19 protein-coding genes are annotated in these 23,735 nt (G+C 68.0%); 5 read left to right on the top strand and 14 right to left on the bottom strand.

Features of this window, described 5'->3' with window-relative positions; all coding sequences use genetic code 11:
- The gene (locus D5S19_RS17910; protein WP_120024489.1) at window positions 1-1,455 is read right to left on the bottom strand and encodes a DUF3375 domain-containing protein; all 1,455 of its coding nucleotides are present in this window, start codon (window positions 1,453-1,455) and stop codon (window positions 1-3) included.
- Window positions 1,456-1,668: 213 nt separating this feature from the next.
- On the opposite strand from D5S19_RS17910, the gene D5S19_RS17905 reads away from it, so the two are divergent.
- Window positions 1,669-2,850: a hypothetical protein gene (locus tag D5S19_RS17905; RefSeq protein WP_120024488.1), complete on the top strand. Its 1,182-nt coding sequence runs from the start codon at window positions 1,669-1,671 to the stop codon at window positions 2,848-2,850.
- Window positions 2,851-2,912: 62 nt separating this feature from the next.
- Here the strand turns inward: D5S19_RS17905 and D5S19_RS17900 are convergent, their stop codons facing one another.
- From D5S19_RS17900 to D5S19_RS17890, 3 genes are read right to left on the bottom strand one after another with little or no spacing between them, the layout of a single operon-like run.
- Window positions 2,913-3,941 carry an ABC transporter permease gene (locus D5S19_RS17900; RefSeq protein WP_120024487.1) on the bottom strand — a complete coding sequence of 343 codons (1,029 nt, stop codon included), beginning with the start codon at window positions 3,939-3,941 and terminating at the stop codon, window positions 2,913-2,915.
- A complete protein-coding gene (locus tag D5S19_RS17895) occupies window positions 3,938-5,488 on the bottom strand; it encodes a sugar ABC transporter ATP-binding protein (RefSeq protein ID WP_120024486.1) in 1,551 nt (516 codons plus the stop codon). The genes D5S19_RS17900 and D5S19_RS17895 overlap by 4 nt, the downstream gene beginning before the upstream one ends.
- Entirely contained in the window at window positions 5,485-6,339 is an 855-nt protein-coding gene (locus D5S19_RS17890) for a sugar ABC transporter substrate-binding protein (protein ID WP_158605556.1), read from the bottom strand. Before D5S19_RS17890 ends, D5S19_RS17895 begins: the two co-directional genes overlap by 4 nt.
- 290 nt (window positions 6,340-6,629) lie before the next feature.
- Between D5S19_RS17890 and D5S19_RS17885 the strand changes: the two genes are divergently transcribed.
- Entirely contained in the window at window positions 6,630-7,037 is a 408-nt protein-coding gene (locus D5S19_RS17885) for an SDR family oxidoreductase (RefSeq protein ID WP_199730547.1), read from the top strand.
- A 9-nt stretch (window positions 7,038-7,046) separates the two neighbouring features.
- Here D5S19_RS17885 and D5S19_RS17880 read toward each other — a convergent pair whose 3' ends face one another.
- The 10 genes from D5S19_RS17880 to D5S19_RS17835 all read right to left on the bottom strand — a co-directional run bounded on the left by D5S19_RS17880 (window position 7,047) and on the right by D5S19_RS17835 (window position 19,678).
- Window positions 7,047-8,084 (bottom strand): phosphotransferase family protein, encoded by a 1,038-nt coding sequence (locus D5S19_RS17880; RefSeq protein WP_407641758.1) that lies wholly within the window; start codon window positions 8,082-8,084, stop codon window positions 7,047-7,049.
- A 40-nt stretch (window positions 8,085-8,124) separates the two neighbouring features.
- The gene (locus D5S19_RS17875; protein ID WP_199730546.1) at window positions 8,125-9,909 is read right to left on the bottom strand and encodes a hydantoinase B/oxoprolinase family protein; all 1,785 of its coding nucleotides are present in this window, start codon (window positions 9,907-9,909) and stop codon (window positions 8,125-8,127) included.
- Window positions 9,906-11,987, bottom strand: a complete 2,082-nt coding sequence (locus tag D5S19_RS17870; RefSeq protein WP_199730545.1) for a hydantoinase/oxoprolinase family protein — start codon at window positions 11,985-11,987, stop codon at window positions 9,906-9,908. The genes D5S19_RS17875 and D5S19_RS17870 overlap by 4 nt, the downstream gene beginning before the upstream one ends.
- Window positions 11,984-13,345 carry an aspartate aminotransferase family protein gene (locus D5S19_RS17865; RefSeq protein ID WP_120024481.1) on the bottom strand — a complete coding sequence of 454 codons (1,362 nt, stop codon included), beginning with the start codon at window positions 13,343-13,345 and terminating at the stop codon, window positions 11,984-11,986. The genes D5S19_RS17870 and D5S19_RS17865 overlap by 4 nt, the downstream gene beginning before the upstream one ends.
- On the bottom strand, window positions 13,342-13,932 hold the full coding sequence (locus D5S19_RS17860; RefSeq protein WP_120024480.1) for a glycosyltransferase family protein: 591 nt from the start codon (window positions 13,930-13,932) through the stop codon (window positions 13,342-13,344). The genes D5S19_RS17865 and D5S19_RS17860 overlap by 4 nt, the downstream gene beginning before the upstream one ends.
- A 48-nt stretch (window positions 13,933-13,980) precedes the next feature.
- Complete coding sequence (locus D5S19_RS17855; RefSeq protein WP_120024479.1) at window positions 13,981-15,516, bottom strand: amidase family protein; 1,536 nt, start codon at window positions 15,514-15,516, stop codon at window positions 13,981-13,983.
- Window positions 15,513-17,009: a sugar ABC transporter ATP-binding protein gene (locus D5S19_RS17850; protein ID WP_158605555.1), complete on the bottom strand. Its 1,497-nt coding sequence runs from the start codon at window positions 17,007-17,009 to the stop codon at window positions 15,513-15,515. Before D5S19_RS17850 ends, D5S19_RS17855 begins: the two co-directional genes overlap by 4 nt.
- Window positions 17,010-17,052: 43 nt before the next feature.
- A complete protein-coding gene (locus tag D5S19_RS17845; protein ID WP_158605554.1) occupies window positions 17,053-17,943 on the bottom strand; it encodes an ABC transporter permease in 891 nt (296 codons plus the stop codon).
- 132 nt (window positions 17,944-18,075) lie between these two features.
- Window positions 18,076-18,546, bottom strand: a complete 471-nt coding sequence (locus tag D5S19_RS17840; RefSeq protein ID WP_120024476.1) for a nuclear transport factor 2 family protein — start codon at window positions 18,544-18,546, stop codon at window positions 18,076-18,078.
- A 52-nt stretch (window positions 18,547-18,598) separates the two neighbouring features.
- Window positions 18,599-19,678, bottom strand: coding sequence for a sugar ABC transporter substrate-binding protein (locus D5S19_RS17835; protein WP_158605553.1), 1,080 nt, complete (start codon window positions 19,676-19,678; stop codon window positions 18,599-18,601).
- 252 nt (window positions 19,679-19,930) lie between these two features.
- Between D5S19_RS17835 and D5S19_RS17830 the strand changes: the two genes are divergently transcribed.
- From D5S19_RS17830 to D5S19_RS17820, 3 genes are all read left to right on the top strand, one after another.
- Window positions 19,931-20,992 carry an aldo/keto reductase gene (locus tag D5S19_RS17830; protein WP_120024474.1) on the top strand — a complete coding sequence of 354 codons (1,062 nt, stop codon included), beginning with the start codon at window positions 19,931-19,933 and terminating at the stop codon, window positions 20,990-20,992.
- A 69-nt stretch (window positions 20,993-21,061) separates the two neighbouring features.
- A complete protein-coding gene (locus tag D5S19_RS17825) occupies window positions 21,062-21,901 on the top strand; it encodes an SDR family oxidoreductase (RefSeq protein ID WP_120024473.1) in 840 nt (279 codons plus the stop codon).
- A 40-nt stretch (window positions 21,902-21,941) separates the two neighbouring features.
- Complete coding sequence (locus tag D5S19_RS17820) at window positions 21,942-23,693, top strand: acyl-CoA dehydrogenase (RefSeq protein ID WP_120024472.1); 1,752 nt, start codon at window positions 21,942-21,944, stop codon at window positions 23,691-23,693.
- Window positions 23,694-23,735 lie beyond the last annotated feature (42 nt).

The raw sequence follows: 23,735 nt of genomic DNA, 5'->3' as shown, positions 1-23,735 counted from the left end.
CTAAATGGACCCACCGACAGAACCGGCACGCGTGAACGTCACCCGCGGAATGGTCGCGACCCGCTCCACTCCGGTGTCGTCGTGCCATCGCACCTGTTCCCGGGTCCCCTCGTCGAAAACCACCTGAAACGCGGGATCTCCCAAGGAGAGGTAGGCGACCAGCTCGGCCATCCCCTGTTCCAGCGGCCGGCGCCCGAGCACCTCGGCCAGCCCGATCTGGCCACGCTCGCGCAGCTCGGCGCGCACGATGCCGGACAACCGTTCGCGGTCCACGTAGACCTGCTCGTAGAGGACCGACGCGTCGATCTCCTCGTCAGCCGCGGTGATCCCCCCGCTGTCCAGCGGGACCTTCTCCTTCGGGGTGTAGAGCGGACGTTCCATCGGCAGCGCGACCACCGGCGCGGTGCCGTCGAGTTCGGCGGTGAGATCGGGGGCCGGGTGTTCACGGAGCCTGAGCGCGGACGATTCGATGCTGCGCAGGATGTCCATCACGCGGCGGTTCTCCAGCCACACCTGGTCGTCGAGGAACCGACGAAGCTGTTCGGACAGCAGCCGCACGGTGGCTTGGGTGCGTTCGGCAGCGTCCAGCCAGTCATGGTGGATGTGGCGCATGCGCGGGTCGGGCTCACCGACGACGTCCAGCGACTGCACCTTCGCCAGCAGGTCGGACAGCTCGATCTGCCGCTCGTGGGAAAGGAGGAAGTCATAGAAGGCCTGGAAACTGCGTCCCTGATCCGACTCGGCGATGCCGGCGCGGTTGCCGACCACCTCGTCGAGCAGCTGGCCCTTGCTGCCCTCCCAGCCCGCGATACGGGCGCGCAGCTCCCGGTCGAGCACGCGGAAATTGGCCTCGACCTCGCGGAAGTCGGCGAGCAACTCACGCGCGGTCGCGGCGAACTGCTGATAGCGATCCCGCTGTCCCGACGCATCGAGGACGGCGAAGTCACCCCCGGTGACCCGGTTGATCTCGACGTCGAGTTCGGACCGGCGCCGACGCAGCTCCGCCAGCCGGACATCCGGATCCGTCTCGGCACCATAGGCCATCTGGCGCAACAGCTCGAAGATCGTGTTCAGGCGGGACTCGGTCCCGACGAACGACCGTGCGCGGAGCGAGTCGACCCAGGTCAGCGCCTTCTCCACGGCGGGAGTCGCGTCGAAGTGCACCTCGTCGGATCCGGCCGGGTAATACTTGCGCAACCAGCTGTTCGCCGGCGCCGCCCAATCATCGAGGTAGGCCTTGGCCGATTTGGGGAACGAGCCCGCACCGAGCCGTTCGTTGAGCGCGTACAGCTCGTCATCCAGCCGGCTGATCAGCTCGGTCGCCGAGATCGACCGGACGTTGTCGTCGACGAAGACCTTCCCGAGAAACCCGAGCACCAGCGGCGCGTTGTCGGCACGCAGCAGCCGCCACGCCGGGTCATTGCGGCGGAGGAAGTCAAGTTCGTCGAAATCCATCACTCTGGGTAACTACCGGGGCGCTCGTCGGCAACGTCAGCGGAAACCATAGCGGAGCCCCTCGGCCGGCACCGACGGCGCGCTTCGCATCGAGCCCACCGAGTTCAGTACGCTGACGCCGAGAGGAAAGAGTCCCGTGGCCGGATGATCGGGCGATCGCGGATCGTGGCGATGAGCGGCCGGGACCGGGGCCACCAACCAGCAGGACAGGCTGTGAGCGAGTACCAGTACTACGAGTTCGTGGCGATCGACCGGCCGCTGGACAAGGACCAGCAGGCCGAGGTCCGGTCGCTGTCCACGCGGGCACAGATCACCGCCACCAGCTTCGTGAACGAGTACCACTGGGGCGATTTCAAGGGCGATCCGAACCAGTTGGTGGAGCGCTACTACGACGCGCATCTGTACGTCGCCAATTGGGGCACCCACCGGGTGATGTTCCGTCTGCCGTGCGATCTGCTCGATCCCGATGTCGTCGAGGACTACTGCATCGATTACGACGTAAGTGCCTGGACCACCGGCGACGACCTCGTGCTCGAATTCGCCAGCGAAGACGAAGCCGGCGAATTCGAATTCGATTACGACGCGTCGTCATTACTGTCGGCGATAGTCGGAGTTCGTGCCGAACTCGCCGCCGGTGATCTCCGCCCGCTCTATCTCGCCTGGCTGGCCGCCTACAGCAGGTGGGAACGCGATGAGGACGCCTTCGATCGAGACGCCGACGACGATCTCGAACCGCCGGTGCCGCCCGGCCTGGACACACTCACCGCGGCTCAGCAGGCATTGGCCGACTTCCTGCGTCTCGACGACCACCTCATCGCGAGCGCAGCCGCGGCTTCTCCACCGCTGAACGAGACGGCCGGCGATCCCGCTGACCTCGCTGCCTGGGTGGCTTGCCTGCCGGTCGCCGAAAAGGACCGGTTCCTGACGCGAGTAGCAAGGGGTGAGGCGGCGCGGGTGCACATGGAGTTGCAGCGTGACTTCCGAGACAGACACCGCCGCGACGACACCGCGCCAGGCATCCCCGCCCCAGTCCGCCGCACCGTCGCCGAACTGCTCGACGACGCGGCGCGGCGACGAGCCGACCACGAACGTCAGCTGGCCGCCCAGCGCGCCCACGAGGAAGCACTCCAGGAGCAGAAGCGCCAGCAAGCCCGCGAACGACGACTCGACAGCCTGGCCGGCGCGGAAGACGCCGCATGGTCGCGCGTCGAGGCGATGATCGACAGCAAGAAACCGGCCGAATATGACGCCGCCGTCACGTTGCTCACCGATCTGCGGGCGCTGGCCGAACGCGAGGACCGGCACGAGACGTTCACCTTACGCGCCAAGGCATTGCGGCAAACGCACGCACGCAAACCCGCGCTCATGGAGCGCTTCAGGCTGGCAGGCCTCTGACCCATCTGCGGTGGGCTCATCGCCACGCACACTCCGCCGATCGAGCTCGTCATCTGCGTCAGCTACGTCGATCGGCGTCGCGCAAAGGTTCCGAGACCCACACCGACGATCAGCAACAGACCTTGGAACAGGTACTGGTAGTAGGTATTGAGACCGAGGAGCGCGATCGCGTTGAACCCGACGATCACTGTGATCACTCCGACGATCGTCCCGAGGATGTGGAACTGTCCGTCCCGCAGGACCGACGAGCCGTAGAACGCCGCGGCGTAGCTGCTCAGCAGATACGCGTCACCACCGTTGGCGGCGGCGCTGCCGGTACGCGACGCGAGCATGACCCCCGCGATCGCGGCGAGCACGGCAGCCAGGACGAACGCGATGACGCGCACCCGGGTCACCCGCAGGCCCGCGAACTCCGCCGCCGTCTTGTTGCCACCGACAGCCTGCATGGACTGACCGAGAGCCGTGCGGTTCAGCACTATCCAGCTCAGAACCGCGATGGCCGCCATAACGTAGATCGGATAGGGAAGCCCCGCCGCCTTGCCCAGCGTCAGGTTGACGAAGGCCGAGGGGTGGTCGAGCGTCGTGGGCAGTCCACCGCTGATGGCAAAGTTCGCGCCGACGACGATCGTGCCGATGCCGAGCGTGCCGACCAGAGCATTCACGCCGACGACGGTCACAACCAGACCGTTGACGAGCCCGATTGCGGCGGCCACCACGATGGCGACGAGGAAGGCCAGCGGAATCGACAATCCGGCCGAGGCCATCAGCGTGGTGGCGACGACACCCGAGAGGCTCGCGGTGTACCCGATGCTGAGGTCGAAGTCGCCTGACACCAGTGCGAACGTCAGGCCGATCGCGATGATCGCCGCCAAGGAACTCTGGTTCAGGATGTTGATCACGTTCGAGTACGTGGCGAACGTCGACGGCTCGAGGATCGTCATCGTGACGACGATCGCGAGCAGCACGACGAGGGTGCCGTATCGAGCGACACCCGCCCACAGCCGGTCGGACCTGGAGTGAGACCTGACGACCGGCGCAGCTTCGCCGACCATCGTCAGGTCGCCTTCCGGGGAAGACAGCGACGAGGTCATGCGGGGACCTCCTCGAAGCACAGCGCGGTCAGGTGCTCCTTGGTCGCGTCATCGCCGTTGACGACCCCGACCGTCCGGCCCGCCCGGAGGATCGCCACAGTGTCACACATCTCGAGCTCCTCGAAGTCACTGGAAATCATCAAGACCGCCGTGCCGGCGCCGGCGAGGTCTCGGACTGCCCGGTAGAGGTCCTCACGCGCCGCGACGTCGACCCCCACGGTCGGCTCGTCGAGCACGAGCAGGGCCGGGGATGCCCGCAGACATCGACCAACCACCACCTTCTGCTGATTACCACCGGAGAGCTGGCTCACCGGCTGGCGAACCGACGCCGCCCTGACGTTGAGCCGCTGCGCCATCGTCGTGGCCACAGCGCGGGAGCGCCGGGGCGAGACGAAGGGAAGCCACGACCAACGCCGGTCGTCCTTCAACGTCGACATGGCCATGTTGGCCGCTATGGACAACCCCATCACCAGCGCCTCGCTCCGACGCTCCTCGGGCACGAAAGAGATGCCCTGACCGATCGCGTCGTACGGTGTCTTGGGGCGGTAGTCCCGCCCGTGGAGGGTCATCCGTCCGGCGGAGAGGCGATCGATCCCACTGATCGCTCGGGCCAGTTCCGTACGGCCGGAGCCGACCAGGCCGGCGATGCCGAAGATCTCGCCGCGCCGCACCGTGAGCGAGACGTCGTGGACCCGTGGTCCTGACGCAAGGTTCGCGACCTGCAGCACCACCGGCCGCTCCGTCAGATCTGCGCGCTCTGCCACGGGGCGCCGAGCAGGCGCCATCGCACGCCCGGCGATCTCGTCGGTGAGCCGGCCGCGATCGATGTCGACTGCCGCGAATGTGCCGGTGAGACGCCCGTCCCGAAGGACGGCCACCCGGTCGCACACGGCCAGCACCTCCTCGAGCCGGTGCGAGACGTAAAGCACCGCGACCCCGCGGCGACGCAGCTCGTCGACGACTGCGAACACCCGGGTCGCCTCCTCGTCGGTGAACGAGGCTGTCGGCTCGTCCAGCGCGATGACCCGGGCGTCGTCCATGAGGGTTCGTCCAAGGGCCACCATCCACCGGTCGGAGACGCTCATGGAACCGACCGGAGTGTCGAGCGGGATGTCCGCGCCGACCTGAGCGAGCACCTCACGGGCCCGTTCGCGGTAGTGCCGTCGTGCCAGCATCCCGCGGACAGATCTGCGCGAGTAGCCGAGCGACATGTTCGCCGCGGCGTCGAAGTGGTCCACCAGATTGAGCTCTTGGTGCATGAAGCGCAGACCAAGTGCGTCGGCCGCACGGGCCGATCCGATCGCCACCTCCTCACCGTCCAGCCGGACGACACCTCCATCGGCGTGATGGATGCCGGCCAGGATCTTGATCAGGGTCGACTTTCCAGCTCCGTTGGCCCCGCAGAGACCGAGGACCTCGCCCGGGGCGACCGCGAGGGACACCCCCGACAAGACCTCGACGCCGGCAAAGCTCTTGGACACCGCCGACAGCTCGATCCGGGGCCGGCTCGCGCCGACCGGGCGAGGCGCCACACCAGACGACGTCATGATGTAGAGACCGCCTCAGGATGCTCGGCGAGGAAGGCGTCGATGTTCGACTGATCTACGATCTGGAAGGGCACGGCCACGTCGCTCGGCTTCGCGTCCACTCCGGCCTGGATGTAGTCGGCCGTCTTGCGCGCCGCCTCACGCCCGGCGGCCGGCAGGTCGAACCAGACGGTGGCGGTCATCGATCCGTCCTTGATCGCCTTCAGCGCGGGCGGTGAACCGGCCAGACCGTAGACTTTGACATTCGCGCGTCCGGCCTGCTTGATCGCCGCGATCGCACCCAGCGCGGGGTCGTCGAAGCAGCCCCAGACCGCCAGCCCGTCGCCCGCGTCAGGATGCTTGGCGAGCCACGCCTGCGTGAACGTCGTTCCGTCCTCGACCTGTCCGGGGATCCGGATCTCGTTCGCAGTCACGGCCAGGCCGGTCCCCTGGACCTTTTCCGTCAACGCCTTGAGGTTGCCGGCGCAGGTATAGCCACTCCGATAGGTCAGTTCCAGAAGCGCGCCCTTGCCGCCCGTGTCCTTGACGATCCTCGTGGCCAGGTCGACGCCTTGCGGGTAGCCGATGTCCCAGTTGGTTTGCACGCCGTCGGCCAGACCACCGGCCAGTGAGACCACGGGAATCCCGGCTTCCTTGGCCGCGATCGTGCCGGCCGCCAGCCCCTCGGACGGGAACGTCTCGGTGATGATGAGGTCGACCCGCTTCTGCACGAAGTTCTGCATCGCGGCGACGGCCGAGTCCGCGGACCCGTTCGCGTCGACGACCGACACCTTGTATTTCCGCGTCTCAGCCTCGGCCTTGTAGGCGTTGGCTGTCCTCGTCGCATTGGGATCGGCCGAGGAGAACTGCACGACTCCGATCGTGTACTCATCCTTGTTCGCCTTGCCGGCGCTCCCAGAGCCCGAGCACGCAGACGTCACCGCGACAGTTGCGAGCGCCGTACTCAGCGCCAGCATCCTCAGTACATGCCTCATTCTGTTCACCGCTGAACCTCTCATCCGGTCCGGCACAGCGCATCGGCGACCGTGATCGAGACAACACTGTACATAAACTTGAGTCCAACTTCAATAAAATTCGCGGTCGCGCTTCGCCTCTTGGAGCGGCCCCGGCACCGGCCTCCGCGCCCTCCTCGAGGCGACTCGTGACCGGTGGCACGCGCGGCATCGGCCTGGCGACGGCCGAGCTCCTCGTAGCCGGAGGAGCACGAGTGTGCGTGACCGGGAGGAAGGCCGAGCACCTCGACGCGGCCCTGCGCCGCCTCGGTGGGCCCGAGCACGCCATCGGGGTGTGCGGGTCGAGCGATGACGAGTCTCATCAAGCGACAGTCATCGATGCGGTCATCGCGTCGTTCGGCCGGATAGACCTCTTGGTCAACAACGCGGGAATCAACCCGGCGTTCGGCCCGCTTGGCGATCTGGAACCGCGCGCCGCGCGCAAGATCTTCGACGTGGCGGAGCTGATCACCTTCCTGCTGTCCGACCGTTCCGACTGGATCACCGGCCAGGTCGTCACCATCGACGGCGGCGCCCTGCTGGCCGGCCCCTCCTGAGCCACCGGCTCAGCGCCGAAGCTGAGCCAGACCTTGCTCGATCAGCGGTTCCACGGCCTGCCCCACCCTCGCGAAGGCACCGTCGACGGCCGTGCCGTCGACATGCCTGCGGTGGACCCCCTCCAGGATCGCCGCCGACTTGAAGCAGGAGAGCGCGAGATGGAAGGTGAGGTCCCCGACCGGCCTCCCGCTGGCCGCGATGTAACGCTCGATCACCTCCGCGCCGGTCAGGAAGCCGGGTGCCGACCCGACGTCGCCCAACTCCGGAACGTCGCGCAGTACCGGTGCGATGTCAGAGTTGATCGCGAGTGCCGCCACGTCCGTCAGCGGATCACCCAGTGTCGAGAGCTCCCAGTCGAGAACGGCACGCACACCGAGCTCGTCGACCAACAGGTTGTCGATCCGATAGTCCCCGTGGACGATCGCCGCCGTGTTCGCTTCGATCGAGACGCTCGCGATCGAGTCGACACGTTCGGCCAAGGCATCTCGGAGTCGTTCGGCGCCGCGGAGCGGACGACCGCCCGTCGCGAGCATCTGCCGCGACCACAGCGAGAGCTGTCGCCGCAGGAATCCGCCGGGGCGCCCGAAGTCGCCGAGGCCGACCTCCACCGGGTCCACCGCGTGGAGCTCGACCAGGGTGTCGACCATCGCCTCGCAGATCTCGCGCGTCCGGGAAGCCCCCAACGCGACGAGGTCGTCCGCGCGCACATAGGCGGTGCCGGGGACGCGCTCCATCACGTAAAGTTCCGCTCCGGTGACGGTCACGTCCTGGCAGTGCGCCAGAACCCGTGGCACGGGGACCGCGGTGCTCGCGAGCGCCGACATGACCCTGACCTCACGGCCCATGTCGTGAGCCCCCGAGGACACGTGACCGATCGGAGGCCGCCGGACGACGACGCCCGACTCGATGCCACCGACCAGGTATGTGAGGTTCGACCGTCCTCCCGCCAGGAGGCGCGCAGAGGCGTCGGCGGGCAGTCGTCCCGGTTGGACGGTCTCGAACCACTCCAGGAACTGCTTCAGGTCCAGCCCTGCGAGACTTTCCACTTGATCTCCCTTCGCGCCCATATGCCCTCCGTCACGCCGATCAGGCGCGGGGTAGTGATCGCAGTGTCCGCGTGGCCTCGTCGTCGGCTCGCACCGAGACACCGTCGTCAACGAGCACGACACCGTAGACATCAAGGGCCGCCTCTCGGGTGACCCAGCCTTCGCGCACGTCGCGCGCCACCAGATCGGCCTGCCGGGCGAAGGGGTCGCCGTATCCTCCGCCGGAGGTCTCGAAGCCACGCACGGTCTCCCCGGGCCGCACGACCACGTTGCCGGCACTCGGAAGAGGCTGCTGGGTTCCGTCCGCAGCGACGAGGTACGCCCGGGAGGGCACCCCATCGAGCCCGCCGCGTACGCCACGGGGCGGGGTCTCCTGTCCGTCGCCGGGGAATATGACGGTCATCTCGTCGAACCGCGGCCCATAGGCGACGTCCGCCGCCAACGCTCCTCGATGCTCTCCCGCACCGCCGGTGTCAGGCACGAGACGCAGGTGCTCGTAGAGCATCGGGATCTTGCTCTCGACGACCTCGATGGAGTCTCGGTACATCAGGCCGCCCACGCACGGCAGCCCCCAGGTCACCCATCCGTCGGCGTCGGCGCTGCCCGGGCCCCCGCCGACACCGCTGATGAGCTGGTTCACGTATGGCCGGCCACCGTACCGGGCGTCGTGACCCGAGACGACGGCGGACGAGACGCTCATGCCCACCGCGCCTTCGGCGACCCCGTGCGGTGCACCCAGCGTTGCGAAGGCCGCGCCGATGCTGTTGATGATGCGATCCGTCAAGTTCGTGGTCGCGATGGCACACGAGTGCGGGAAGGTGGGACGCCCGACGATCGCACCATCGCGGATCAGGACGTCGACCGCCCGGAACGCTCCGGAGTTCTTGGGGATCCCGGTCGGCAGGGAGTTGAAGACACCCGCGTAGACCGACGCCCGAGTCGTCGCCTCGGTCAGGTTGAGACCGCAGTCGACGTTGTCGGGATTGTCGCGCAGGTCGACGACGATCGTCCCCTCGTCGGACCGAATGTCGATCTTCACGTCGAGCGGCACACCGTCGGGCAGCACCGGATCGAGCGCGTCGTGCCGTGCGGTGTTGTGCAGGCTCCGGGCCGGCAGCTTGCGGATCTCCGACCGGATGAGGTCCTCGGAGTAGTTCAACCAGTTCTCGACGAACTCCTTGACCGTGTCGACCCCGTACTTGGCGCACAACTCCTTGAGCCGGCGCTCACCCACGCGCGCCGCCCCGATCTGCGCGAGGAAGTCGCCGTACCACTGTTCTGGAACACGAATGCGTGCCTTGCACATCCGCACGATGTCGCCTACCTCTTCGTAGTCTCGCTGGACGCGGACCGTGGGGAAGATGAGGGCACCTTCCTCGTACACATCCTTGGCGGTGATGTGGTAGGTGGTCGGCAGTGAGTTGCCGATGTCGGCCTGGTGCGCCTTGGCGACCGCGGTGAACAGGTGCTGGCCCTCGAAGTACACCGGTACCAATACGGTGTGGTCGGCGGCGTGCGAGTTACCGATGTACGGGTTGTTGTCGAGGAACGCGTCCCCCTCGGCCAGATCGGGATGCGCGTCGCACATCGCCTGTGACTGCAGCTGCGCGCCGAAGATGTGCACCGACAACCCTTCGGCCGCGCTCAACAGCCGGTTGTCGCCGGTGGTGATGGCACACGAGAAGTCGCGCGCGGAATTGATCACAGCGGACCTGCCGGTCCTGAGCAGGGTGTCGGTCATCTCGCGGACGATGCTGTCGAACCGGTTCGCCAGTACCGCGGTCAGCACCGCGTCGAACTTCCCGGTCGTCGTGGTCATGGTCATGCGGACACCTCGTCTACGTGAAGGATGTAGTTGCGTGCCGTGCTGACGCGCGCGCTCGTGCCCGGGTAGACCACCAGGGTCGTGTTGGGCTCCTCGATGATGGCCGGGCCGCTGACAAGCTGGCCGACCTCGAGGTGGTGGGGACGGTAGATCGGGGTCGAGACCAGTCCCGCTCCGAAGTAGCAGTCCCGATGGACCACCACGGGCCGGCTGGGCGCCGGTGGGACGGTCAGGGCGTCCCCGTGCTCGAGTCGCACCGAGATCCGGACCTTCCAGTTCGTGACGACGACCGGCGAACTATCGGCACGGATGGCGAACAGCGACTCGTGGAGACTGTGGAACCGCTCCACCAGGTCGCGGACGTCGCCGGGCCCGGCGAACCTGCGCATCGGCAGTCGGACATCGATGTCCCATCCTTGGCCCGGATAGCGGGCCTCGGCGAACACCTCGATGTCGTAGGGATCGCCGCCGAGACCGGCCCGGCCCCGAAAGTCCAGTACCCGCGTCTCGAGCCGCTCGAGAGTCGCGTTGACCCGATCGGTGTCGAACGCGTCGCTCGTGACAAGAAGCGCGGCCGACTCCTCCTTCACGATGTCGGCGAAGTGCATGCCCGTCGCCGAGAGCGCCGAGGCCAGGTTGGGCAACAGCACGTTCTCGGATCCGAGCTCCTGAGCGATCCGCAGGATGTTGATCCCGGCCGCACCACCGCCGGCGACCAGAGTCGACTCGCGCGGGTTGATGCCCTGCGCGACCGTGATCTCATGGACCGCTTTGACCATGGCATCGCTGGCCAGGGACAGAATCCCCCAAGCCGTCTCGTGCACGCCCAGCCCGAGGCGGTCTGCGATCACCTTCAGCGCGCGATGCGCGGCCTGGGCGTCGAGTCCCATCCGCCCGCCAAGGAAATAGTCGGGGTTGAAGTAGCCGAGAACGCACGCCGCGTCGGAGACCGTTGCCTCGGTGCCGCCACGTCCGTAGCAGGCTGGACCCGGCTCCGAGCCTGCCGACTGAGGTCCGACCCGCAGGAGGCCGCCCCCGTCGACCCAGGCGATCGAGCCCCCACCCGAGCCGATCGATCGGATGTCGACCGAGGATATCCCGAGGAGGTCGCCCTCCCAGGTCCCTCCGAGCCAGGTGTCACGCGAGTGTACGAGCTGACCGCCGCGGGAAAGCCCGACGTCGAACGTCGTCCCTCCGGTGTCGCACACGATCATGGTGCCGCCGAGGCCCTCCAGCGTCGAATACGTGACACCCGCGAGCGGCGCCATGGCCGGCCCGGACTTGGCCGTGTGGATCGGTGCCGCGATGACCTCGTCGATCGTCATCACCCCGCCGATGCTGGTCGAGACGAGCATCTGGCCCGCATAGCCGGCTGCCCGCACGTCCTGCTCCAGCTGACGGAAGTGATGCTGCATGAGCGGCTTCAACGAGGCGTCGATCGCTGTGGCCGAGGCCCTCCGGTACTCCCGGATGATCGGCAACAGCTGGTGCGACAGGGTGTACGGGACCCCCGGGAGGATCTCTTCGATCAGACGTCCGACGATCAGTTCGTGCTCGGAGTTCACCACCGACCAGAGCAGGCACACGGCCACAGCCTCGAAGTGCTGGTCACGGAGAGTCTCCAAGATCGAACGGACACGGTCCTCATCGAGCGGTGTCACGACGTCACCCTCGGCCGTGACCCTCCCGGGCACCTCGAACGTCCGGCTCTTGGGGATGTAGGGCTGGGGATAGGGCTTGGTGAAGTCGTGACCGTCCGACTTACCGCCCTCCTTCAGCACCAAGACGTCGGGGAACCCCTCGGTGGTCAGGTAGGCCGTCTTCGCGACGTTCCTCGTGACGATGGCATTGGTGGCGCGAGTCGTGCCGTAGATGAACAGGCTCGTCTCCGCGAGGATGTCCCCTCCGCTGCGTCCGAGTGTCGCGGCCGCGGCATCGACGGCTTCGAAGAGACCGCGTGAGACGCGGTCGTGGGTCGTGAGCGCCTTTCCCATCGTTTTGTGGCCGTCGGGCGCGCTGATCACGACGTCGATGAAGGTTCCTCCGGTATCGGCGGAGATCTGGTAGGACATGGTCATCGCTTTCCGTGTCGAGCGGCGTCGGGCCGACGCGCAGGTGGTGGGCTGGTGTCGAACGCATGACGCCAGGCGGACTCGATCGCGGCGACGACGGTGTCCACATCTTCGGGCGTAGTGGCACCGTTGAACAGCAGTGAGCCGCGCGGGTTGATGAATGCCCCGTAGACATAGGCCAGCTCGCACACCAGGGCGATACACCCTGCCTCTGACGCTCCCGCCGGCAGCGGGGCGAGGTCGTGATCCCAGGCGAACCGGGCGATCGAGCCGACGTGCGAGGCGACGAGCGGCACGCCTCGACCGCGTACGGACTCCAGTCCCGCGACGAAGCGGCCACCCAGCTCGTCGAGGCGCGGATACAGGTCGGATGCGACGGCCTCGAGCACCTCGGTCGTGGCCAGAGCCGCGGCGACGGGTGCCGCCGACGCGTTGTAGGTCCCGGCGTGGACCACCCGGCTCTCGACCACCACTGCCATCGCCTGCTCGGACCCCGCGACGAACGCCAGTGAGGCTCCCCCGGCCACGGCCTTCGCGAACGTCGACAGGTCCGGGCGGACTCCGAGCCTTTCCTGGGCGCCGCCGAGACCGAGCCGGAACCCGGTCACGACCTCGTCGAAGATCAGCAGAGCGCCGAAGCGGTCGCACAGCGCGCGCAGCTGCTCGTAATAGGCGCGATCCGGCGGATCGGCCAGCGCGATCGCCGGGATCGGCTCCAGTATCAGCGCGGCGATGTCCTCGCCGTGCCGGTCGAAGGCCCGTGCCAGCGCTTCGAGATCGTTCCACAGGGCGACCATGACATCGTCGGATGTCCCGAGGCCCTCGCCGTGTCGCCGCACCGGCACAAGCCCCTCGACCGGCTCGGCCGCCTCCACGTCGTTGTTGACGAGGACGGGATCCAGCCACCCGTGGTAGTGCCCGTCGAGCTTGAGCACGCACCGACGGCCCGTCGTCGCCCGCGCTATCCGCAGCGCGAGCTGCACCGCCTCGGACCCCGTGCTGACGAAGCAGATCTTCTCGGCCGACGGCACGAGACGACAGAGCCGCTCCGCCAGCTCGACCTCGAGCGTGCTGCCGGCGCCCACGATGTCCAGTCGCGCGAGCTGACGCGCGATCGCGTCGGTCACCTCGGGTGCCCGGTGTCCGAGCAGCACGGGCCCGAGGGCGTTGACGCAGTCGACGACCCGGTTCCCGTCGAGATCCGTGAGGTAGGCACCCTCCGCGAGTTCGAAGAACAGGGGGACGGCCCGGCGACGGGAGCCCGAGCTCACCCCCCGTGGGATGACCGCCTCGGCGCGGCGGGCCTGGGCCAGCGACAGCGGCACGGCCGCCCTCACGAGGTCGAGCGGATCGTCGGTGCTCATGACGCGGTTCCTGTTCTCTTCGGATCGGAGGGGGCGTCGTCGGCAGCCGGTCGCACGAGAACCCCGGCACTCATTTCGACTCCCCCCGACCTGTCTCGTGGCTGGCAACGGGAGGCGGGGCCGCAGGCCGGGACCGGCTCCCACGGCCGGGCCGCGGCGAGCAGGGTCGTCCCGTGCCCCGCGGCATCGGGAACGAAGGCGAGGTCGTGCTCTCCGCGCAGCCTCAAGCCCGTCTCGACCGCGGCAGGCGTCAGCGCCGGGAGGTCCGCCGGCGCCACCACGACCTCAGCTTGCGGAGCATGCGTCGCGACCCGATCACGGCGGCCCACCAGGATCGCCTCGTTGAGGGAGTCTCGGTAAAGGAGCTGACGGTCCTCACGCACCGCCACCTTGACACCGAGTGTCAGTCCGGCGAGGCCGCGTCGCGACGCGGTGACGACCACCGTCCGGTCGATCGACGCAGCCACGGCCGGCGAGCAGGGCGCATCGGCAGCGAACGCGCGCATCAGCTCGGCGTCCTGCTCCGGCGTTGCCGCCAGTGTGGGCCACCGAGGTGCGATGGCCGGATCGGAACGACGGTCGTCCATCGCCTCGAGCGGGCCTTGGATCGGGCAGCCGTCCAGGGCGTGTCCGGGTCAGTGCGCGTCGACACGGTTCCACCCGATCTGGGCCTGGACGGTCGCCGCGACCGCCACGAGGTCCTCCTCGCCGAAGCGTTGCGCCGTGACCATCAGGCCCACCGGCAGCCCGTCGGCCACCGCCACCGGCATCGACAACGCCGGCAGCCCCGTGACGTTGGCGCTCGATGTGTTCGCGAGCGTCGCCCACGAGCGCGAGACCCGCTCATCGAGCGGGATTCCCGGGTCGACGAGGTAGGGCAGGGTCGGCACCGTAGGACCGATGAGGAAGTCGACCTCGCGCAGCGCCGCCTCGAACGCGACGGTGACGTCCCGCGATCGATTGGCTGCCCGCGCGTACCGCTGCCCGGGCTGTTCGGCCCGCACGATCCGTCCGACTGTGAGCTGTGTCTTGACGTGCGGCGAGAGCTCGTCGGCACGGGTGCGGAACCCCTCGTGGACCGCCGCCGCGAGCTCGGGCCAGTATTCACCCGCCCACTGGTACCCCTGGGCGCCGGACTCGAGCAACGCCGAGAATCCCTCCGGCGTCATGCTGGCGCCGATCGGCCCCGCCGACCGGTGCTCCGGGATCGAGATGGCCACGATCTCGGCACCCAGGTCCCGCAGTGCCTCGAGGCCGGCCGCGAACGCCTCACCGACGGCCGGCTCAGCGGGACCGACCATCTCCTCGACCACTCCGAATCGGAGGCCCATGAGCCCCGAGCGACCCGCGGCCGCCTCCGTGAGTGCGAGCGCCGGGGGAACCGTGCGCTGACGGGGGTCGAGCAGATCCGGCCCAGCCAGTGTCTCCAGGACCCGCGCCATGACGCGCACGTCTCGCGCCAGCACCCCGACGTGATCATGAAGCTGGTCGATGCCGAGCACTCCTCGATAGGAGACCAGCCCGCGGGTCGGCTTCATACCGAGCGTCCCGCACCAGGAGGCCGGAACGCGAGACGAGCCACCGGTGTCCGTCCCCAAAGCGGCGTCGATGTCGTCATAGAACAGGCCGGCCGCACTGCCGCTGGAGGAACCGCCTGCGAGGCGAGCCGGATCAGCCGGGCAGAGCGTGGGTCCGTAGTAGCTCGAGTCGCCGGAGGCCGACATGGCGAGGCAGTCCATGTTGGTGATCGCATTGATCGTCGCTCCGGCCCCGATCAGCCGGCGCACCGCCTCGCTGTCGCTGCGCGGCACGAAACCCTGAAGGATCGACGACCCTGCCGTCATCTCGACTCCTGCCACCGCGAAGCAATCCTTGACGGCGACCCGCAGACCCTGCAGCGGGCCCTTCGTCACGGTGTCGTCACGGACGGTGACCCGTCGGACGATCGCGTTGAACGGGTCGTCACCGACCGGTTGCGTCTGCCGTCCCGTCGGAGCCTTGGATGACACCGCGATCGCCTCGTCGAGCGACTCCATCGCCACCTCGAATCCGTGGGCGACTCGGGCCAGGTCACGCGCCTCGGCACTGGACAGCCCGAGTCCCAGCTCCTCGGCCGCGCGCCGGAAGCGGTCGCCCGAGATGCCGAGCGGTGCCCCACCGGGGGCCGTCATGCCCGTCCCTCGATCTCGGAGGAACCTGCGAGACCGCCGTGGGGCGTCGCGCCCTGGCACGAGAGCAGCACGTCGCGCTCCGTCAGCGGCTGCGACTGCTCTGCGACGACACGGCCGTCCCGCATCGTGACGACCCTGTGACAGGTCGCGGCAAGCTGTTCGTAGTCGGTCGAGCAGATGATGACTGCCGCGCCCGCCTCTGCGGAGGCGTTGACGAGCGCCAGAATCTCGCGCTTCGCTGCCGCGTCGACGCCCTGGGTGGGCTCGTGGAGGATCAGCACCCGCGGCTTGAACTCCAGCCACTTGGCCATGAGGACCTTCTGCTGGTTGCCACCGCTCAACGAGCCGACCGGCATGTCCGGCGCGACCGGCCGGACGCCCACGCGCTCGAACGCCTTGCGCGCGGCCGACCGCTCGGCAGATGCCGAGATGGGCGTCCAGGCGCGGCGGGCCCGCAACGTCGGCAGTGTGAGGTTCTCCCGGCCGCGAGCCGCGAGCCACAGCCCTTGTCGCTTGCGGTCCACCGGCACGAAAGCGACGCCGGCACCCATGGCCGCCCTGATCCCGCCGCGCAGGACCCCGCCGTCCGGGCCACGGACGGTCCCCGCCGCGACCGGGCGGGCTCCGGCAAGCATCTCGGCGAGGGGGTCCTGCCCCATGCCCACCAGGCCGGTGATGCCGAGCACCTCACCCGCGCGCAGGCTGAGGCTCACGTCGTCGACCCCGGCTCCCGAGACCCCCTCGGCCACGAGCCGTACGCTGCCGTCCGGCTCGGCCGCCCGCGGCGGGTAGAAGTCATCGATCGGCCGGCCCAGCTGGAGTGTCACCATCTCGGCCGCGCTGAGCCCCTCGGTGGGCCGGGTCGTCACGACCCTGCCGTCGCGAAGCACCGTGCAGCGATCGGTGACGGAGAGGACCTCGTTGAGCTTGTGGCTGACGAAGAGGACGGCCGCTCCGTCGGCAGCGACAGCGCGCATGACGTCGAGGAGCCGCCCGGACTCCGCGGGCCCCAGGTAGGCCGTCGGCTCGTCGAGCACGAAGATGTGCTGGGTCGCCCGCAGGGACAGGAGCCAGAGTGCTCGGGCGACGGCCACGATCGAGTGGTCGCTCGGGTTGAGCGTGTCCACCCGGGCGTCGGGATCGATCCGCGTGCCGAGGCGACGGAAGATCCGCAGCACATCGGCCTTCAGCCGCTTCCAGTCGATGGGCCGCGCCCGCCGCCCACCGTAGGCGTCGGACACCCCGATGTTCTCGATCACCGACATCGAGCCGACGAGCCCGAGGTCTTGGTGGATGATGGCGATGCCATGGTCGGCCACCTGCGCGAGCGGCGTCTTGACACGCCGGCCGCTCAACTCGACGGTGCCCCGGTCGGAGGCGTGAAATCCGCCCAGCACCTTGATGAGAGTCGACTTGCCCGAGCCGTTCTGCCCGAGCAGACCGTGGATCTCACCGGGCAGCAGGTCCAGGTCGACGTCATCGAGGGCCTTCACGCCACCGAACGATTTCGTCAGTCCTCGCACGGAAAGGGCCGGCTCAACCACGGGCCCGCCCCACAGCCATGCCGAAGACGACAGCCACGATGAGAGCCGCACCGTTGAACACGTCCGACACCCACAGCGCGCCACCCATGAGCTGCAGACCCGTGATACCCACGGTCAGGAGGCACAGCCCGACGAAGGTGCCGAAGGCGTTGTAGCGGCCCACCTCGATCGTCGTGGCACCGAGGAACGCCGCGGCGAACGGCGTCATGAGGTAGGACGATCCGATCCCGGGATCGACCGACCCGAGGTATCCGGCGATCAGGAGGCCCGCGACCGCTGACAGGACCGCCGCGACCAGGAACGACGTGATCTTCAGCCGGTCGACCGGGATGCCGGACAGCCGGGCGGCCTCCGGATTGCCACCGGTGAACAGGAGCATACGGCCCACGGGCGCCTTCTCGTACACGTACCAGACCACGATCACGAGCAGCCAGCCCGCGTAGGTCAGGGCGGGCAGGCCAAGGATCTCCTTGTTGACCGCGTCCTGAAGCCCGGCCGGGTAGACGTCGGCGCGGCGGCCGCCGGTGAGCGCGAACGTCGCGCCGGACAGAACCGTCAGCATGCCGAGGGTCGCGATGAACGAGTTGACACGCAGGCGGACGACGAGAACGCCATTGACGAGTCCGATCAACGCACCGGCGAGGAGGACGATCACCAGGCTCAGCGTCAGGTTCACACCGTGCTCGGTGAGCACGCCGAGAGCGACCGCGGTGAACGCCATGACGCTGCCGAGCGAGAGGTCGAACTCTCCCGCCCTCAGCACGAACGTCGCTGCGATGGCCAGGAACAGGACGATGGTCTGCGAGGTGACCATGACGCGGAAGTTGCCCCAGCTGGCGAAGGTGTCCGGCATCGCGATCGAGAAGCCGACACTCAGTGCCACCAGGAGGATCATGACCGCTTGGCGGGCCACCACCGTCGAGACCGACGTGCGCTGACGCCTCGACGAGGGCGTGGCTGCGCCGTGACCGAGCTCGTCGTTCGGGGAAGAGGGCTGGATCGCCATGCGCGCCTCTCAGCTCTGGATGAAGCGCTCGGTGACCCAGTCGCTCGTAGCGGGGGTCAGCGCGTGGACGGTGAGCCGCAGGTTCGCGTAACGCCAGCCCTGGCCGGTGAGGACGTACTCGTCGTCGTAGGTGCCCATGAGGACGACGGCCGCGCCGCGAAGGATCATCGGCTGCCACAGGTACCAGGTACCGGTCGCAGAGCGGCCGTCGCTCGCGACCACGATGTCGCCGCCCACGATGTAGTGCAGGGCGAACGGAACGTTGGCCGGGGTGGCGGCGAAGTACTCCTCGATCTGCTGGCGACCGACCGCGACGCCGAGAATCTCGCCGCCGTCCCAGGTGGCCGAGTCGACGAAAAGCTTTCCGATCTCCTGCGCCGGATAGCCTGCGTCGCACAGTTTCGCGTAGTGCATCTTGAGGGCCTTGATGTCCTCGATGGCCTCGAGACGCGCGAGACGGGCTTCGAAGTGCTCGATCATGCTCTTCCTTGTCTGGTGTCAAACGACCCGGGACGGACGGGGAGACGGCGCGCTAGCCTCGCCAAGCCTTCTGGTACGCGGACTCGAAGTCCGCGTACGCCGGCCAAGCCTCAACCTCGGTCTGGCCGACATTGTCCCGGTCCAGAAGTCGCTGCGGAAGCACGATGTCCTTGGCCGAGGAGTCCCCCTGGAGGAGACGAGCCTGCTGATCGATCAACTGCCATCCAAGCGAGGGGGTCGGCGGGAACGCGAAGTCGGAGTAGAGGTTGCCGGCCTTCTTGCGCAGAGCCTCGATGTTGTCCGCGAGGCCGTCGCTCGTGGCCAAGTGGACGTGCGAGCCGGACGACCGAAGGCCCGCCTGCACGTAGGGCACCGTCGAGCCGACAATCGAGAAGATGTGGGTCAGGCTGGGATTGCGGCGCACGTCGGTCTGGACCTCGCTCGTCAGGGTGCTGGCGAACTTGCCGTAGTCGAGGTCCTTGACCTCGAACTTGCACGCGGGGCACAGCGCCTTGTATTCCTTCTCGAACAGCTTGGCCGACTCCACGGTGATGGGCAGCGACGAGGGGCTGTACATCAGCGTGTCGGCCTTGCAGCCCGAGTCCTTCATGATCCATCCGGTCAGGGCCTTGAGGTCACCGGTGAGGTCGACCGACGCGGTGCCGCTGATGCCGGCCGGGAGGGCGGCCCCGACATTGCGGTTGATGGCGTCCGTCACGACGATGCCCGCGTCGTGAGCATTCTTCACCGCGCGCTCGATAGTGGCCGGGTCGACGACCACGAGGATGATCCCGTCCGCCTTCTGCGCGATGGCCTGCTCGACAGCCGACTGCGCCGAGGCGGTGGTGCCGTCGCCGTAGACGGCCTTGGTCGTCATGCCGGCCGCCTTCGCCGCCGCCGCGGCGCCGTCCGAGATCTGCTGGAGGAAGGGCACGCGGGCCGCGTTGACGATCCAGATGTTCTTCCCCTTGACCTTGGACAGGTCAAGAGCACCGCGGAGGTGGGGTTGCACCGGATCGGTCTTGGTCTTCTTCTGCTCCGTAGCCTTCGCGACGCACGCCGTCGTGTCCGAGGCGCTCGCGTCCGAGCCCCCGTTCGATCCCCCGCACGCCGTCAGGAACAGTGCCGGCACGAGTGCTGCCACCACGAGTAGTGATTTCTTCATCACGGTCCTTCGTCTGGATGGCTGAGGCGGCCCCCTCACGGAAGATCGCCGGCTGACAGCTGCCGCGCCCGGTGTGGAGAACGATCGCGGCGACGTGCCGCGCCGATGGTGTTCCACGTCACGCGAGGCGACGCTGGCACTGTAACCTGAACTCGGATTTAAGTTCAATCCCTTTCGATGGCAGTGCGCATGACGTTCGTATGACAGCTAGGAGACACCGTGCGTCACCTGAATCTCGGCCTTCGTTCCGGCCTTCGCGTGTCCGAGCTCGCGCTCGGGACGGGCAACTTCGGCACCGCCTTCGGTCCTCGGACCGGCGCGGACCTCCCCACGGCCCGCGCCATATTCGAGAGTTATGCCGAAGCCGGGGGCACCATGATCGACGCCGCGGACATGTATCAGGCAGGCGAGTCAGAGGTCATTCTCGGCGATCTGCTGGGGGCCGACCGAGATCGGTTCGTGGTGTCGACCAAGTACACCTACGGTGCCGAGCCGACACGACCGTCCGCGCTCGTGGGCAACAGCCGCAAGAACATGATCACCTCGGTCGAGCAGAGCCTGCGCCGCTTGCGGATCGATCACATCGACCTGCTCTGGGCGCACAACGACGACGGCGTCACTCCCATCGACGAAGTGACCAAGGCCTTCGAGGATCTCATCTCCGCCGGCAAGATCCACTACGCCGGACTGTCCAACTTCCCGGCCTGGCGCACCACGAGAGCCGTGGACCACGCCGATCAGCACGGCTGGAGCGGCATCAGCGCGATCCAGGTCGAGTACAGCCTCGCCGAACGCACCGCCGATCGAGAACTGCTCCCCATGGCCGAGGCCCTGGGTCTTGGAGTGCTCACCTACTCACCCCTCGGCGGCGGGCTGCTCACCGGCAAGTACCGCTCGAGCGACGAGGGACGGCTCACGACGATCGGCGACGTGATCCTGACCGAGAACTCGGCGCAGCGCACCGCCGTCCTCGACACCGTCCTCGATATGGCGACGCAGCACGACGCCCGGCCGAGCGAGATCGCGGTGGCATGGCTCCTCGAACACGGTCGCCGAAGCCAGGTCGGCTGGATCCCGGTCATCGGACCACGGACGTCCGACCAGCTCGGCAGCTATCTGAACGCCCTCGACCTCACCCTGACCGCGGACGAGATCACCCGGCTCGATCTCGTGAGCGCGCCTGCCCTCGGCGTCCCCCACGAACTTCGGGTCAAGCTGCAGGACACGCTCCTCGGCGGGGCCGGCGGTCCGACGCGACCTCGCACCCGGCCACTGCTCTAATGAATATGAGTTCATATTTGACTCTTTGCCCCTGCCGGGTCATCCTTGACTTCCGCAGAGAGGGAAGTGATGAACAGCGAGCGCACGATCAACGAGGCCCGCGGCACCGACTGGCTGGCGAGCATGTTCGGACTGCCCGGACAAACAGCCGTGGTGACCGGAGGAACACGGGGAATCGGCTACATGATCGCCGAAGGACTGCTGCGCGCCGGCGCGGCGGTCATCTTGTGCGCACGTCATCAGGAGGACTGCGACACGGCGGCGCGGCAGCTGTCACCCTTCGGCGAGGTCATGGGAGTCCGTGCGGACCTGTCGACGACCGGCGGCTGCGAGAGCTTCGCCCGACTGGTGTCGACGCACACCGACTCCATCGACGTGCTCGTGAACAACGCGGGCGCATCCTGGGGTGCCGCCATCGAGGAGTACCCAGAGGCCGCCTGGGACAAGGTGCTGGGACTCAACCTCAAGGCGCCGTTCTTCCTGACCCAACAGCTGCTCCCGCTGCTCCGCCGGGGCGCGACCCCGGACGATCCGTCGCGTGTGATCAACATCGGGTCCATCGACGGGTTGGTGGTGCCCAGCGTCCCGAACTACGCGTACGCCGCAAGCAAGGCGGCCATCCATCACCTGACCCGAGCGATGGCTCGCGACCTGGCCGAGTCGCACGTCCTCGTAAATGCCATTGCACCTGGTCCTTTCGAATCCAAGATGATGTCCTGGATGCTCCGGAACTTCGAGCAGCGCATCAAAGACAGCTCGCCTCTCGGCCGCGTCGGAAGCGCCATCGACATGGCGGCGGCCGTCGTCTACCTCGCCGGCCGGGGCAGTGGCTACGTCACCGGCGCCGTCCTCCCGGTCGACGGCGGGATCGCGACCACGATCAGCTCTCCGTGGGCGGAGGATCTGTGAGCCGGCCGGGGGCGGACGTCGCTCGGGGCGGTGCCGCGCGATGACGAGAACCAAGACCTCGCACCTGATGTCGAGGCGCGACCTGGACTACTTGATGTTCGAGTGGCTGGACGTCGAGTCGCTGCTCCGGCAAACCGGCCACGATGGTCATGATCGCCAGCTCGTCGGCGACCTCCTCGACCTCGCGCAGGAACTGGCGACCGAGCACTTCGCACCCCACAACCGCCGCAACGACCTCGAGGAACCACAGCTCGTGGACGGCGTGGTCCGCATGCACGACGAGGTGGCACCCGCACTCGCGGCCTACTTCCAGGCGGGCTTCGCCCAGCTGTCCGCTCCGGCCGAGGCCGGTGGCGCGGACCTGCCGGCGACCGTGTCCCTGGCTGCCGACATCTGGTTCACCGCGGCGAATCCGACGACGGCCGGCTTCCCGATGCTCACCCGGGCCAATGCCCACCTTCTGCTGGCCCACGCCGACCGCGAGCAGATCGACACCTGGGTGACACCGATGCTCGAGGGGCGGTACTTCGGGACGATGTGCCTGAGCGAGCCGCAGGCGGGATCGTCACTGTCGGACATCTCGACGCATGCCCATCGCGCGGACGACGGCACCTATCGGGTCCGCGGGACGAAGATGTGGATCAGCGGAGGTGACCATGAACTCGCCGAGAACATCGTCCACCTCGTGCTGGCCCGGACCTCGCCCGATCAGGGCGTGCGCGGGCTGTCCTTGTTCATCGTGCCGAAGGTTCTCCAGGACGGGCGGCGCAACGACGTCACGCTCGTCGGGCTGAACCACAAGCTCGGTATGCGGGGCATCCCCAATGCCGTCCTCTCCTTCGGCGACAGCGGCGGTGCCGTCGGCTACCTCGTTGGCGCGGAGGGTGGTGGCCTTTCGGCGATGTTTCACATGATGAACGAGGCACGGCTGGCTGTCGGCACGACCGCCGTGGCCCTGGGCTACTCCGGCTACCTGCAGGCGCTGGACTATGCGCGACAACGGGTCCAGGGGCGCGCTCTGGGGTCGGCCGCCGGGTCGCCGCCCGTGGCGATCATCGAGCACCCTGACGTCCGACGCATGCTCCTGATGTCGAAGTCCTACGTCGAGGGCGGCCTGGCCCTGGCGCTGCTCTGCGCACGGCTGCTCGACGAGGAGCGGTTCGGCGACGATCCGCACCGTGCGCACCTCCTGCTCGAACTCCTGACGCCGATTGCCAAGAGCTGGCCGGCCCAGTGGTGCCTCGTCGCCAACGATCTCGCGATCCAGATCCATGGTGGGTCGGGCTACACCCGAGACTTCGCGGTCGAGCAGCTTTGGCGCGACAACCGCCTGAACCCGATCCATGAGGGCACCCACGGAATCCAGTCGCTCGATCTGCTCGGCCGCAAGATCTCGCTTGAGGGCGGCGCAGCGCTGCGCCATCTCGAAGAGATGGTCCGCGCCACGGTGGCGCGGGCCAGGCACGAGGACTGGGGCGAACTCTCGTCGCTCGTGGAGGAAGCCCTCGACTCGCTCCTGCACACGACCTACTCGCTTCTCAAGCACCCGGATCGCGCTGTGGCACTGTCGCGCTCCTCGACGTACCTCGAAGCCTTCGGGCACGTCGTCGTCGCGTGGGTTTGGCTCGATGTCGCGCTGAGCACTCGTCACCACGACGAGCCCTATCACGCGGGCAAGCGGCTCGCCGCCGCGCACTTCATCCGGATCGAACTCGCGACCAACCGGGCCAGGATCGACGAACTGGGCCGGCTCGAGAGCACGCTCGTGGACCTCGACCCGAGTCTGCTGTGACCTTGGGCCGTCGCCGGGAACGGGTACCCCTGGCCTCGCTCC

Origin of the sequence: Amycolatopsis panacis (assembly GCF_003600245.1) — a bacterium.
Taxonomy (GTDB): Bacteria; Actinomycetota; Actinomycetes; order Mycobacteriales; family Pseudonocardiaceae; genus Amycolatopsis; species Amycolatopsis sulphurea.
This window is presented reverse-complemented; position numbering and strand designations above follow the sequence as displayed.